This is a genomic window from Yersinia vastinensis, from assembly GCF_044905075.1.
Lineage (GTDB): Bacteria > Pseudomonadota > Gammaproteobacteria > Enterobacterales > Enterobacteriaceae > Yersinia > Yersinia vastinensis.
Map to the genome: position 1 here is coordinate 4379935 of NZ_CP173260.1, position 14342 is coordinate 4394276.

The following is a 14342-nucleotide window of genomic DNA, read 5'->3' on the forward strand; positions in this document are numbered from 1 at the left end:
AAAAATAAGCAAAAAAAAACCGCCCCGAAAGGAGCGGTTTTTACGTTGGTGACGAACAAAGAGATTAGTCTTTGCTGTTACCAAAACCAGCGTTGAGCAATTCAGCCAGGTTAGCAGTCGCTTCATCCGCGCTAACTTGCGGAGCCACTGGAACTTCACCCAGAGCTTTGCGACGCATACGATCCTGGTGATAAGCATAACCAGTACCGGCTGGGATCAGACGGCCAACGATGACGTTTTCTTTCAGGCCACGCAGTTCATCACGTTTACCGGCAACAGCCGCTTCAGTAAGAACACGTGTGGTTTCTTGGAACGAAGCCGCAGAGATGAAGGATTCGGTCGCCAAGGATGCCTTGGTGATACCCAGCAGGTCACGTGTGAACGTAGCCTCGATTTTGCCTTCAGCTGCCAGCTTACGGTTAGCGATTTTAACGCGAGACATTTCTGCCTGCTCGCCTTCCAAGAAGTCGGTGCTACCTGCATCAACGATGGTGCCTTTACGCAGCATCTGACGAACGATAACTTCAATGTGTTTATCGTTAATCTTAACGCCTTGCAGACGGTAAACTTCCTGCACTTCGTTGGTGATGTAACGGGTCACGGCGTGAACGCCACGCAGACGCAGAATATCGTGTGGAGATTCTGGGCCGTCGGAAACCACGTCACCGCGTTCTACAACTTCACCTTCGAACACGTTGAGCTGACGCCACTTAGGAATCATCTCTTCGTATGCATCGCTACCATCTAACGGTGAAATCACCAGACGACGCTTGCCTTTGGTCTCTTTACCGAACGAGATGATCCCGCTGATTTCAGCCAGGATTGCAGGCTCTTTCGGACGACGTGCTTCGAACAAGTCAGCAACACGTGGCAGACCACCGGTAATATCCTTGGTACCGCTTGATTCCTGAGGAATACGCGCCAAGGTATCACCCGCACCGATCTGAATACCGTCTTCCAGCTGAACAATCGCTTTACCTGGCAGGAAGTACTGAGCAGGCATATCTGTACCTGGGATCAATACGTCGTCGCCTTTGGCATCAACAATTTTCAGTGCCGGACGCAGGTCTTTACCGCTACCGGTACGTTCTGCGCTGTCCAGTACGACCAGAGAAGACAAACCAGTCAGTTCGTCGGTCTGGCGAGTAATGGTCTGGCCGTCAACCATGTCCGCGAAGCGAATGAAACCGCTCACTTCGGTCACAACTGGCATGATGTGCGGATCCCAGTTAGCAACGGTTTCGCCGCCCTGAACTTCTGCACCATCGCCTTTACCCATGACAGCACCGTAAGGCACTTTGTAGCTTTCTTTAGTACGGCCGAATTCGTCGATCAGCTTCAGCTCAGTGTTACGAGAAGTAATCACCAGCTTGCCAGCTGCATTGGTAACGAACTTGGCGTTGCTCAGTTTCAAGCTACCTTTGTTCTTAACCTGGATACTAGATTCTGCTGCCGCACGAGATGCCGCACCACCGATGTGGAACGTACGCATCGTCAGCTGGGTACCCGGCTCACCGATGGACTGTGCTGCAATAACACCAACTGCTTCACCTTTGTTGATGATGTGGCCACGTGCCAGGTCGCGACCATAGCAGTTAGCACACACACCGAAGTCAGTTTCACAGCTTACTACGGAGCGAACTTTAACGCTGTCGACGGAGTTTTCTTCTAACAGATCACACCATTTTTCGTCCAGCAGGGTGTTACGCGGAACCAGAATATCAGCCGTACCCGGCTTGATAACTTCTTCTGCGGTCACACGACCCAGTACACGATCACGCAGTGGCTCTTTAACATCACCACCTTCGATAACCGGGGTCATCACGATACCGTTATGGGTACCACAATCGTCCTCAGTCACCACCAGATCCTGTGCCACGTCAACCAAACGACGAGTCAGGTAACCGGAGTTCGCAGTTTTCAATGCGGTATCCGCCAAACCTTTACGCGCACCGTGGGTTGAGATGAAGTACTGAAGTACGTTCAAACCTTCACGGAAGTTCGCGGTGATTGGCGTTTCAATGATCGAACCATCTGGCTTAGCCATCAGGCCACGCATCCCTGCCAGCTGACGAATCTGTGCAGCAGAACCACGCGCACCGGAGTCGGCCATCATAAAGATGCTGTTGAAAGACACCTGCTGTTCGACAACGCCGTCACGGTTGACAACATCTTCAACAGACAAGTTATCCATCATCGCCTTGGCAACACGTTCGTTAGCCGCGGCCCAGATATCGATCACTTTGTTATAACGTTCGCCTGCTGTTACCAGACCGGATTGGAACTGTTCCTGGATCTCGGCAACTTCAGTTTCAGCTTCTTCGATGATCCCTGCTTTCGCTTCTGGGATAACCATGTCATCGATGCCTACAGACGCGCCTGAGCGTGCTGCATAAGCAAAACCGGTGTACATGATCTGGTCAGCAAAGATAACCGTTGGTTTCAAGCCCAGGATGCGGTAACAAGTGTTCAGCATCTTGGAAATTGCTTTTTTGCCCAGCGGCTGGTTAACGATAGAGTAAGGCAGGCCTTTCGGGACGATCATCCACAAAATAGCACGGCCAATAGTCGTATCGATGATGCTGGTACGCGAAGTGCTTTCGCCTTCGGTATTACGAATTTCTTCAGTAATACGGACTTTTACCCGGGCATGCAGAGATGCCAAGCCAGCGCGATAAATACGCTCCGCTTCTTTCGGGCCAGTCAGTACCATGCCTTCGCCTTTAGCGTTAACACAGTCGCGGGTCATGTAATACAGACCCAATACAACGTCCTGAGAAGGAACGATGATTGGCTCGCCGTTCGCTGGTGACAGGATGTTGTTGGTCGACATCATCAACGCACGCGCTTCTAACTGAGCTTCCAGTGTCAGCGGTACGTGAACAGCCATTTGGTCACCATCGAAGTCGGCGTTATATGCCGCACAAACCAGTGGGTGCAACTGGATTGCTTTACCTTCGATCAGAACCGGTTCAAACGCCTGGATACCCAAACGGTGAAGGGTTGGTGCACGGTTCAGCAGTACTGGGTGTTCGCGGATAACTTCATCCAGAATATCCCAAACAACCGCTTCTTCACGCTCAACCATCTTCTTGGCAGCTTTAATGGTGGTAGCAAGACCACGCAATTCCAACTTGCCGTAAATGAACGGTTTAAACAGCTCAAGAGCCATTTTCTTAGGCAGACCGCACTGATGCAGACGCAGGTATGGACCAACGGTAATAACCGAACGACCTGAGTAGTCAACACGTTTACCCAGCAAGTTCTGACGGAAACGACCTTGCTTACCTTTGATCATGTCAGCCAGTGACTTCAACGGACGCTTGTTAGAGCCGGTAATAGCACGACCGCGACGGCCGTTATCCAGCAATGCATCTACTGCTTCTTGCAGCATACGCTTTTCGTTACGTACGATGATGTCAGGAGCAGCCAAGTCCAGCAGGCGTTTCAGACGGTTGTTACGGTTGATCACGCGACGATACAAATCGTTCAGGTCAGATGTCGCAAAGCGACCGCCGTCCAGCGGAACCAATGGGCGCAGATCTGGCGGCAGCACAGGCAGCACGGTCAGGATCATCCACTCTGGCTTGTTGCCAGACTGTACGAACGCTTCCAGCAACTTGATACGCTTGGTCAGCTTCTTACGCTTGGTTTCAGAATTTGTTTCGTTTAATTCTTCACGCAGGATCTCGCATTCCGCTTCCAGATCCATGTTTTTCAACAGGGCCTGAATAGCTTCGGCGCCCATTTTCGCGTCGAACTCATCACCAAACTCTTCCAACGCATCCAGATACTGCTCTTCAGTCAGGATCTGGCGACGTTCTAAGTTGGTCATACCGCCTTCAACCACCACATAGGATTCGAAGTACAGTACACGTTCGATGTCACGTAATGGCATATCCAGCAGCAAACCGATGCGAGATGGCAACGATTTCAGGAACCAGATGTGCGCAGTTGGAGACGCCAGCTCGATGTGACCCATACGCTCACGGCGTACTTTGGTTTGAGTCACTTCAACGCCGCATTTCTCACAAATAACACCGCGGTGTTTCAAACGCTTGTACTTACCGCACAGGCATTCGTAATCTTTTACTGGGCCAAAGATACGGGCGCAGAAAAGGCCGTCACGTTCTGGTTTGAACGTACGGTAGTTAATGGTTTCCGGCTTTTTAACTTCACCGAACGACCATGAACGGATCATGTCTGGCGAGGCCAGAGCAATTTTGATCGCATCAAACTCTTCGGTCTTAGTTTGCGCTTTCAGAAACTTTAATAAGTCTTTCACGGATTGGCTCCTGTCGGAGTTAGACCTGATAGGCGCCCAAACCTAAGTTTGAGCGCCCCTGTGACCAGTGCGAACCACCAGCAGACTCCCGGCTATGAGAGCCTGCCGTCTGGAGAAGAATTACTCTTCTTCCAGCTCGATATTGATGCCCAGCGAGCGGATTTCTTTCAACAATACGTTGAAGGACTCCGGCATGCCCGGTTCCATACGGTGATCGCCATCCACGATGTTTTTGTACATCTTGGTACGGCCGTTTACATCGTCAGACTTGACGGTAAGCATTTCCTGCAAGGTGTACGCGGCGCCATAAGCTTCCAACGCCCACACTTCCATCTCACCGAAGCGCTGACCACCGAACTGAGCCTTACCACCCAGCGGCTGCTGAGTAACCAGGCTGTAAGAACCGGTAGAACGCGCATGCATCTTGTCATCAACCAAGTGGTTCAGTTTCAGCATGTACATGTAGCCGACAGTAACCTGACGTTCGAATTGCTCGCCGGTACGGCCGTCAAACAGAGTAATCTGACCAGAAGTTGGCAGGCCACCCAGCTGTAACAGTTCCTTGATTTCTTTCTCTGTTGCACCATCGAAGACTGGTGTTGCGATTGGCATACCTTTTTTCAGGTTCTCTGCCAGACGCAGTACTTCGTCATCGCTGAAGGTGCTCAGATCAACTTTCTGACAAACGCTATCGCCCAGATCGTAGGCTTTCTGGATAAACTCACGCAGTTTGGCAACTTCTTCCTGCTTCTTCAGCATGGCGTTGATTTTCTCGCCGATACCTTTCGCTGCCATCCCCAAGTGGGTTTCCAAAATCTGACCGATGTTCATACGCGATGGTACGCCCAGCGGGTTCAGAACGATGTCTACCGGCGTACCGTTTTCATCGTAAGGCATATCTTCGATCGGGTTAATCTTAGAGATAACACCTTTGTTACCGTGACGACCGGCCATCTTGTCACCCGGTTGAATCTGACGTTTAACGGCCAGATACACCTTGACGATCTTCAGCACGCCGGGTGCCAAATCATCGCCTTGGGTGATCTTACGACGCTTGGCATCCATCTTCTTCTCGAATTCGGATTTCATTTCGTCGTACTGCTCTGCCAACTGTTCCAACTGGTTTTGCTTGTCTTCGTCGGTCAGGCCAAGTTCCAGCCAGCGATCACGTGGTAATTTGCTCAGCTTGTCAGCTTCGATGCCACCAGAAACCAGTACTGCATGGATACGTGCAAACAGGCCCGCTTCCAAGATCTGCAACTCTTCAGTCAGGTCTTTCTTAGCCTGCTTCAGTTGCATCTCTTCGATTTCTAACGCACGTTTGTCTTTTTCTACGCCGTCGCGAGTAAAGACCTGCACATCAATAACCGTACCGGAAACACCGTTTGGTACACGCAGAGAAGAGTCTTTAACATCAGACGCTTTCTCACCGAAGATCGCACGTAACAGTTTCTCTTCTGGTGTCAGTTGGGTTTCACCTTTAGGTGTTACCTTACCAACCAGAATGTCACCGCCAGTCACTTCAGCACCGATATACACGATACCGGATTCATCCAGTTTAGAGAGCGCAGCTTCACCCACGTTCGGGATATCAGCAGTGATCTCTTCAGGCCCTAACTTGGTGTCACGAGACACACATGCCAATTCCTGAATATGGATAGTCGTGAAGCGATCTTCTTGAACCACGCGCTCGGAGACCAAGATGGAGTCTTCGAAGTTGTAACCGTTCCAAGGCATGAACGCTACGCGCATGTTCTGACCCAATGCCAGTTCACCCAGATCTGTTGATGGGCCATCTGCCAGCACGTCGCCGCGCTCGATAGGCTCACCCAGATTCACACACGGCATCTGGTTGATACAGGTGTTCTGGTTAGAACGGGTGTATTTGGTCAGGTTATAAATATCAATACCTGCTTCGCCCGGATACATTTCGTCTTCGTTAACTTTAATCACGATACGAGATGCATCAACGTATTGAACTGTACCGCCACGTTTGGCTACAGAAGTTACCCCTGAGTCAACCGCTACTGCACGTTCCATACCGGTACCAACCAGCGGCTTATCAGCACGCAGAGTAGGAACCGCCTGACGTTGCATGTTCGCACCCATCAAGGCGCGGTTGGCGTCATCGTGTTCCAAGAATGGAATCAGAGAAGCACCAACGGACACCACCTGTTGAGTGGAAACGTCCATGTAGTCAACTTGGTCGCGGCTGAACAGGCTTGATTCGCCTTTGCTACGACAAGTGACTAAGTCTTCGATGAAGCGGCCATCTTCGTCCAAGTTGGAGTTCGCCTGAGCGATAACGAAGTTGCCTTCTTCAATAGCAGACAGATAGTTAATTTCATCGGTCACCACACCATCACGAACGCGACGATACGGAGTTTCCAAGAAACCATACTCATTGGTCTGTGCGTACACGGACAAGGAGTTGATCAGACCGATGTTTGGACCTTCTGGCGTTTCGATTGGACATACGCGACCGTAGTGAGTCGGGTGTACGTCTCGAACTTCAAAGCCAGCACGTTCACGGGTCAAACCACCCGGGCCCAATGCAGAGATACGACGTTTGTGCGTAATCTCAGACAACGGGTTGTTCTGGTCCATAAATTGTGACAACTGGCTAGAACCAAAGAACTCTTTCACCGCAGCCGAGATAGGCTTGGCGTTGATCATGTCCTGAGGCATCAGCGTGTCGAGATCGCCCAGAGACAGACGCTCTTTAACCGCACGCTCAACACGAACCAGACCCACACGGAACTGGTTTTCAGCCATTTCACCAACAGAACGAATACGACGGTTGCCTAAGTGGTCAATATCATCCACTTCGCCTTTACCGTTACGGATATCGATGAGCTTTTTCATCACTTCAGTGATGTCTTCTTTGCTCAGGATACCGGAACCTTCGATCTCGTCACGCAGCAGTGAACGGTTGAACTTCATCCGGCCAACCGCAGACAAATCGTAGCGGTCTTCAGAGAAGAACAGGTTCTCAAACAGATTTTCAGCTGCTTCGCGAGTTGGTGGTTCACCAGGACGCATCATGCGGTAGATCTCAACCAAAGCGCTCAGACGATCACTGGTTGGATCAACACGCAGGGTCTCGGAGATATAAGCACCGTGATCCAAGTCGTTGGTGAACAATGTTTCGATTTGCTTGTGGCCCGCTTGGCTTAACTTAGCCAGCAGATCCAGTGACAGCTCCATGTTGGCTGCACAGATAAGCTCACCGGTGTTCTCATCGATGTAGTCTTTTGCTACGACTTTGCCAGCAATGTATTCAACTGGAACTTCGATGCGGTCAATACCGTCTTTTTCAAGCTGGCGAATATGACGTGCAGTAATACGACGCGCTTTCTCGACGTAAACTTTGCCATTCGCTTCAATATCAAAGGATGCCGTTTCACCGCGCAGACGCTCTGGAACCAATTCCATCTGCAGCTTGTTGTCACGAATCTCAAAGACCACTTTCTCAAAGAACAGATCCAAGATCTGTGCAGTGGTGAAATTCAATGCACGCAGAATGATGGTTGCCGGCAATTTACGACGACGGTCAATACGGACAAACAGGTTGTCTTTCGGGTCAAACTCGAAATCTAACCATGAACCGCGGTAAGGGATGATACGCGCGTTATACAGCACTTTACCCGATGAATGGGTTTTACCCTTATCGCTGTCAAAGAATACGCCAGGACTACGGTGCAGCTGAGATACGATAACCCTCTCAGTACCGTTAATGACAAAGGTACCGTTCTCGGTCATGAGTGGAATTTCACCCATGTAGACTTCTTGTTCTTTGATGTCTTTGACCGTACCTTCCGGAGCTTCGCGCTCATAGATTACCAGACGCAGTTTAACGCGCAGCGGTGCGGAATAAGTCACACCACGGATCTGGCACTCTTTGACGTCAAATACTGGCTCACCAAGACGGTAGCTAACGTATTGCAGCTCCGAATTGCCGCTGTAGCTCTGGATTGGAAAAACAGAACGGAATGCTGCTTCTAGGCCGTACTGCCCTTCGGGATCTTGCTCGATAAACTTCTGAAACGAGTCAAGTTGGATAGAAAGGAGATAAGGTATGTCCAGAACTTGTGGACGTTTACCAAAATCCTTACGAATACGTTTTTTCTCGGTATAGGAGTAAACCATAGGGTTCCTCAGCTCGCTGATCAGTGACCCACTCTGTCCGCCCTAAACTAGGACAGGTCATGCAACACTATTATTTAGACTGAGAAGTCGAAACACTTCTCGGAATACTCTTTTCTATCACTCTTAAACCATTTCATCGCGTTACTTTGACTACCGAGCTACCCGAGTGGGTCGTAGCTGAGAACGCAGTATATTAAGTCGTCAATAGAAAGGAATATTGGGGGGTTAGTTAGCCGCTAAACAGTGTGAAATGCGACTAACGCCCTACAGCGCAAAAAGGCTGATGACTAAAAAGTCACCAGCCATCAGCCTATAAGTTAGGCTGCAAACTCAAAGCTTAACTTACTTGATCTCAACAGAAGCACCAGCTTCTTCCAGAGATTTTTTCAGAGAATCAGCTTCGTCTTTGTTCACGCCTTCTTTCAGAACTGCAGGTGCAGATTCAACCAGGTCTTTAGCTTCTTTCAAGCCCAGGCCAGTTGCACCGCGAACAGCTTTGATTACTGCAACTTTGTTGTCGCCGAATGAAGCCAGAACAACGTTGAATTCAGTTTGTTCTTCTGCAGCTTCAGCAGCAGCAGCAGGACCTGCAGCAACAGCAGCAGCTGAAACGCCGAATTTCTCTTCCATAGCAGAGATCAGTTCAACGATTTCCATTACAGACAGAGCTGCAACGCCTTCCAGAATTTGGTCTTTAGTGATAGTTGACATAACAAGTGTTCCTAAAATACAGAAATAGTTTATACGTTAAAAAGCAATGATGGAGAAAAAAGGCGATTAAGCAGCTTCTTTCTGATCACGCAGCGCAGCCAGAGTACGAACCAATTTGCCAGCAGCGGCTTCTTTCATGGTTCCCATCAGTTTCGCAATTGCTTCTTCGTAGGTTGGCAGAGTTGCCAGGCGGTCGATCTGAGCCGCAGGGATTAACTCGCCTTCAAAGGCTGCTGCTTTAACCTCAAATTTCGCATTATCTTTAGCAAATGCTTTGAACAAACGAGCAGCTGCGCCCGGGTGTTCTGAAGAGAATGCAATCAAGGTTGGACCAACAAACGTGTCTTTCAGGCATTCGAATGGAGTGCCTTCAACAATGCGACGCAGCAAGGTGTTACGAACAACTTGCATGTGAACGCCAGCTTCACGACCTGCTTTACGCAGTTCAGTCATTTTATCAACGGTAACGCCACGAGAATCCGCAACAACCGCAGACAGCGCACCTTTGGCTACTTCTTTAACTTCAGCAACAATCGCTTGTTTGCCTTGAAGATTTAGTGCCATTAGTTCTTGCTCCTGGATTAACCGGGGAATCATTCCCCGGAACTCACGTCACCCAAAACATTACTCAATCGTAATGAACAGGCGTTGAAACACGGTGAGCAGAATCCAGCAAAGGCAATTCTTTATAAAAAAAAATGCTTTAGGTTCTGTCACCGTCTACGCAGGAAATTAAGTGTCTTGCCACATGAGTTTTTCAACATAAATGTGTTAAGCACACCTGCGGTCTTGGACGGAGGCTTGGATAAGGCCAAGCTCCAACCGAAAAATTCTGTTTATCTGCTGATTAAAAATACTGTCAACAGAAGCATGGGCGTAAGATTCTAGACAAACCTTACGCCCACGTAAAGCGATAAAAGCAAATAGTGATTAGTTCACTACTGCAGTCAGGCCGCTTTGATCAATAGCAACGCCGGCGCCCATGGTAGTGGACAGGCTGATTTTCTTGATATAAACGCCTTTCGCTGTAGCAGGTTTAGCACGCTTCAGCGCAACAACCAGAGATTCTAAGTTTTCTTTCAACTTATCTGAGTCGAAGTCAACTTTACCAATGGTAGTGTGGATAATACCGTTTTTGTCGTTGCGATAACGAACCTGACCCGCTTTAGCATTCTTAACTGCTTCAGCAACGTTAGGAGTAACAGTACCCACTTTAGGGTTAGGCATCAGGCCGCGTGGACCCAAGATCTGGCCCAATTGACCTACAACGCGCATTGCATCCGGAGAAGCAATAACAACGTCGAAGTTCATTTCGCCTTTCTTGATCATGTCAGCCAAGTCGTCCATACCTACCAATTCAGCGCCTGCTTCTTTCGCAGCTTCAGCGTTTGCACCCTGAGCGAAAACAGCAACGCGTACTGAACGGCCAGTACCATGTGGCAACACAGTTGCGCCACGAACGTTTTGGTCAGATTTACGTGCATCGATACCGAGGTTAACGGCAACGTCCACGCTTTCTACGAATTTAGCAGTAGCCAGCTCTTTCAGCAGGGCAACAGCTTCATTGATATCGTATTGCTTAGTAACATCAACTTTGTCACGGATCACGCGCATGCGCTTGGTCAGCTTAGCCATTTATTAACCCTCCACTACCAGGCCCATGGAACGAGCAGTACCTTCGATTGAACGCATCATAGCGTCAACGTCAGCACCAGTCATATCCGCAGCTTTGGTTTCTGCGATTTCACGGACCTGAGCACTGGTCACAGTCCCTACTTTGTCTTTGTTCGGCTTACCGGAACCAGACTTAATACCTGCCGCTTTTTTCAGCAGAACTGCTGCTGGCGGGGTTTTAGTAACGAAAGTGAAAGAGCGGTCAGAATAAACTGTAATAACAACAGGGATCGGCAGGCCTTTTTCAATGCTTTCAGTCTTAGCATTGAACGCTTTACAGAATTCCATGATGTTAACACCCTGCTGACCCAGAGCTGGACCAACTGGTGGACTTGGGTTCGCCATACCAGCTGCAACTTGCAGCTTGACATAGGCTTGTACTTTCTTAGCCATTTACGATTTCCTCGATTTGGGTAGTAACGCCTCGTTGGAGGCTCCCCGTGTTTTGTCTCGCTTGTTATTGCCACTGATGGCAAAAGCAAGACATCTAAAAACAAAAGGCGCGAAATTATATTGTAATTTCGCGCCCAAGACAAGACTCAAATTTCAACCATTGGCGAAAAATGAATCAGCCTTTTTCTACCTGACTGAAATCCAGTTCGACCGGAGTAGCACGGCCAAAGATGGAAACAGACACTTTCAAGCGGCTCTTTTCGTAATCCACTTCTTCGACGACACCGTTGAAGTCTGCAAACGGACCATCGCTAACACGGACCAACTCACCCGGCTCAAACAGTGTTTTAGGACGTGGCTTATCACCCACTTGCTGAAGACGATTCATAATCGCATCAACTTCTTTATCACTGATTGGCGCAGGGCGATCGGATGTACCACCGATAAAGCCCATTACACGTGGTACGCTACGCACTAAGTGCCAGCTGGCATCGTTCATCACCATCTGAACCAGTACATAGCCTGGGAAGAATTTACGTTCACTTTTACGACGTTGACCGCCACGAATTTCGACGACTTCTTCCGTTGGAACCATGACTTCGCCAAACAGCTCTTCCATGTCATGTAACTTGATATGCTCGCGCAGCGATTGAGCTACACGGCCTTCAAAACCGGAAAACGCCTGAACGACGTACCAACGCTTTTTGGGTGCTTCAGACATCTTAGAACCTCAGGCCAGTAATAAATGATACCAAGCGGACCAGAATACCATCCAGCCCCCATAGAATCAGTGACATTACAGCAGTTACCGCAGCAACGATTAACGTCGTGTGCAGAGTTTCCTGACGGGTAGGCCAAATCACTTTACGCACTTCCGTGCGTGCTTCACGAGCAAACGCTACAGTGGCTTTGCCTTTTGCCGTCATCAATGCAACAGCACCGGCAACAGCGATAATTACTACAACTGCCAACGCACGCAGCGGCAGGCTGAAATCACGGTAATAATAATTGCCAACAATAGCTGCAACTAACAGTACAGCAACGATTAGCCATTTAGCCGTTTCCAGGCCGCGTCCGCTCCCTGGAGCCTCGGTATTCGCACTCATAAACCAACCTGTCACTATGATTCAGAACAAACAACTTTGCTTCGCACCGCAAAGCAAACCAAGCCGAAGGATGCTCTAGAGACTCTCTAATCGGCACCATTCAGCACTATTCGCCGTACTTCCAGAGCCCATCTCACCAGTAATTATGATGAAAAAACCGCTGATGAGATAGGTTCTAGTATGACAACGTAGAAAAAGGGCATCAAATGATGCCCTTTTATCGCATGTCGCGTCAAATCTTATTCAATGACTTTAGCAACAACGCCAGCACCAACGGTCCGGCCACCTTCACGAATCGCGAAGCGCAGACCGTCATCCATTGCGATAGGAGCAATCAGGTTAACAATCATTTGAATGTTATCACCTGGCATCACCATCTCTACGCCTTCTGGCAGTTCGATAGTACCGGTCACGTCAGTTGTACGGAAGTAGAACTGAGGACGGTAGCCTTTGAAGAACGGAGTATGGCGGCCGCCTTCATCTTTGCTCAGAATATAAACCTCTGATTCAAATTTGGTGTGTGGCTTGATAGAGCCTGGTTTAGCCAGCACCTGTCCACGTTGTACGTCATCACGCTTAGTACCACGCAGTAGAACACCCACGTTCTCACCAGCACGGCCTTCGTCCAGCAGTTTGCGGAACATTTCAACGCCAGTACAAGTGGTTTTGATCGTGTCAATGATGCCAACGATTTCAACTTCTTCGCCAACTTTAACGATACCGCGCTCTACACGACCGGTTACGACAGTACCACGGCCAGAGATAGAGAATACGTCTTCGATTGGCAGCAAGAATGGTTTATCAATCGCACGCTCAGGCTGTGGAATGTAGCTATCCAATGCTTCAGCCAGCTCAATGATTTTTGCTTCCCACTCAGCTTCGCCTTCCAGCGCTTTCAGCGCAGAACCACGAATAACCGGAGTGTCATCGCCTGGGAAATCGTATTGAGATAGCAACTCACGAACTTCCATCTCTACCAGTTCCAGCAACTCTTCATCGTCAACCATGTCACACTTGTTCAGGAAGACTAGGATGTAAGGAACACCCACCTGACGACCTAACAGGATGTGCTCACGAGTCTGTGGCATAGGGCCATCAGTTGCAGCAACAACCAGAATAGCGCCGTCCATCTGAGCAGCACCAGTGATCATGTTTTTAACGTAGTCGGCGTGCCCTGGGCAGTCAACGTGCGCATAGTGACGTGACGGGGTGTCATATTCAACATGTGAAGTGTTGATGGTGATACCACGCGCTTTCTCTTCCGGAGCGTTGTCGATCTGGTCGAATGCACGAGCACTACCGCCGTAAGTTTTTGCCAGTACGGTAGTAATTGCAGCAGTTAGGGTAGTTTTACCATGGTCAACGTGGCCGATAGTACCCACATTAACGTGCGGTTTTGTACGTTCAAACTTTTCTTTAGACATCGATTGTCCCTCTAAGACACGGAATCGGTGGTTTCACCACATCAACCAAGCGCATGCTTGCTGAATCCATAACACAGAAAGAAAATCAGGGGACGAGAGAATGAGAAGTGGTGCTGATAGGCAGATTCGAACTGCCGACCTCACCCTTACCAAGGGTGCGCTCTACCAACTGAGCTATATCAGCACATCTTGGAGCGGGCAGTGGGAATCGAACCCACATCATCAGCTTGGAAGGCTGAGGTAATAGCCATTATACGATGCCCGCATCTTAGAACTCGGCTACCTGACTTAATCTGCAGAAACTTGAAAGGAAGGGCTTGGCCACTTCACTCTTCATCGAGAGCGTTGCTCTCGCCTTGAGTGTTTATTGGGGTTCGGTCTTCTGAATCGCCCTGAGACTCAAGGTTAAATATGGTGGTGGGGGAAGGATTCGAACCTTCGAAGTCGATGACGGCAGATTTACAGTCTGCTCCCTTTGGCCGCTCGGGAACCCCACCTGATTTTTATACTTGAATGGTGCCGGCACCAAGAGTCGAACTCGGGACCTACTGATTACAAGTCAGTTGCTCTACCAACTGAGCTATGCCGGCATCAAGTGCA

The 14342-nt window shown here is 49.4% G+C and carries 9 protein-coding genes and 4 tRNA genes; all 13 read right to left on the reverse strand.

The annotated features are described in order from the left end of the window. Positions 1–64: 64 nt before the first annotated feature. Positions 65–4285 (reverse strand): DNA-directed RNA polymerase subunit beta', encoded by a 4221-nt coding sequence (gene rpoC, locus ACIOG0_RS20280; protein WP_050101910.1) that lies wholly within the window; start codon positions 4283–4285, stop codon positions 65–67. 120 nt (positions 4286–4405) lie between these two features. Continuing rightward, positions 4406–8434 (reverse strand): DNA-directed RNA polymerase subunit beta, encoded by a 4029-nt coding sequence (gene rpoB / locus ACIOG0_RS20285; protein ID WP_145525097.1) that lies wholly within the window; start codon positions 8432–8434, stop codon positions 4406–4408. A gap of 342 nt (positions 8435–8776) precedes the next feature. Next, positions 8777–9145, reverse strand: coding sequence for a 50S ribosomal protein L7/L12 (gene rplL, locus ACIOG0_RS20290; protein WP_050101909.1), 369 nt, complete (start codon positions 9143–9145; stop codon positions 8777–8779). A gap of 66 nt (positions 9146–9211) precedes the next feature. Further along, positions 9212–9709 carry a 50S ribosomal protein L10 gene (gene rplJ, locus ACIOG0_RS20295; protein WP_004712405.1) on the reverse strand — a complete coding sequence of 166 codons (498 nt, stop codon included), beginning with the start codon at positions 9707–9709 and terminating at the stop codon, positions 9212–9214. Between the two features lie 366 nt (positions 9710–10075). Continuing rightward, entirely contained in the window at positions 10076–10780 is a 705-nt protein-coding gene (gene rplA, locus ACIOG0_RS20300; protein ID WP_050101908.1) for a 50S ribosomal protein L1, read from the reverse strand. 3 nt (positions 10781–10783) lie between these two features. Continuing rightward, entirely contained in the window at positions 10784–11212 is a 429-nt protein-coding gene (rplK, locus tag ACIOG0_RS20305; protein ID WP_004704678.1) for a 50S ribosomal protein L11, read from the reverse strand. Between the two features lie 175 nt (positions 11213–11387). Beyond that, positions 11388–11933, reverse strand: coding sequence for a transcription termination/antitermination protein NusG (gene nusG, locus ACIOG0_RS20310; RefSeq protein WP_002210671.1), 546 nt, complete (start codon positions 11931–11933; stop codon positions 11388–11390). Between the two features lies 1 nt (position 11934). Then, the gene (gene secE, locus ACIOG0_RS20315; protein WP_004704671.1) at positions 11935–12318 is read right to left on the reverse strand and encodes a preprotein translocase subunit SecE; all 384 of its coding nucleotides are present in this window, start codon (positions 12316–12318) and stop codon (positions 11935–11937) included. Between the two features lie 239 nt (positions 12319–12557). Continuing rightward, positions 12558–13742 carry an elongation factor Tu gene (tuf, locus tag ACIOG0_RS20320; RefSeq protein ID WP_004712401.1) on the reverse strand — a complete coding sequence of 395 codons (1185 nt, stop codon included), beginning with the start codon at positions 13740–13742 and terminating at the stop codon, positions 12558–12560. Positions 13743–13850: 108 nt separating this feature from the next. Beyond that, positions 13851–13926 (reverse strand) — tRNA-Thr (locus ACIOG0_RS20325). Positions 13927–13932: 6 nt separating this feature from the next. Beyond that, a tRNA-Gly gene (locus ACIOG0_RS20330) sits at positions 13933–14007 on the reverse strand. Positions 14008–14154: 147 nt separating this feature from the next. Continuing rightward, positions 14155–14239: transfer RNA gene (locus ACIOG0_RS20335), tRNA-Tyr, on the reverse strand. A gap of 17 nt (positions 14240–14256) precedes the next feature. After that, a tRNA-Thr gene (locus ACIOG0_RS20340) sits at positions 14257–14332 on the reverse strand. Positions 14333–14342: the final 10 nt, after the last annotated feature.

Coding starts and splice junctions, on each gene's coding strand:
- rplK (WP_004704678.1), bottom strand. CDS start 11,212: ATGGCTAAGAAAGTACAAGCCTATGTCAAGCTGCAAGTTGCAGCTGGT.
- tuf (WP_004712401.1), bottom strand. CDS start 13,742: ATGTCTAAAGAAAAGTTTGAACGTACAAAACCGCACGTTAATGTGGGT.
- nusG (WP_002210671.1), bottom strand. CDS start 11,933: ATGTCTGAAGCACCCAAAAAGCGTTGGTACGTCGTTCAGGCGTTTTCC.
- rplJ (WP_004712405.1), bottom strand. CDS start 9,709: ATGGCACTAAATCTTCAAGGCAAACAAGCGATTGTTGCTGAAGTTAAA.
- rplL (WP_050101909.1), bottom strand. CDS start 9,145: ATGTCAACTATCACTAAAGACCAAATTCTGGAAGGCGTTGCAGCTCTG.
- secE (WP_004704671.1), bottom strand. CDS start 12,318: ATGAGTGCGAATACCGAGGCTCCAGGGAGCGGACGCGGCCTGGAAACG.
- rpoB (WP_145525097.1), bottom strand. CDS start 8,434: ATGGTTTACTCCTATACCGAGAAAAAACGTATTCGTAAGGATTTTGGT.
- rplA (WP_050101908.1), bottom strand. CDS start 10,780: ATGGCTAAGCTGACCAAGCGCATGCGCGTGATCCGTGACAAAGTTGAT.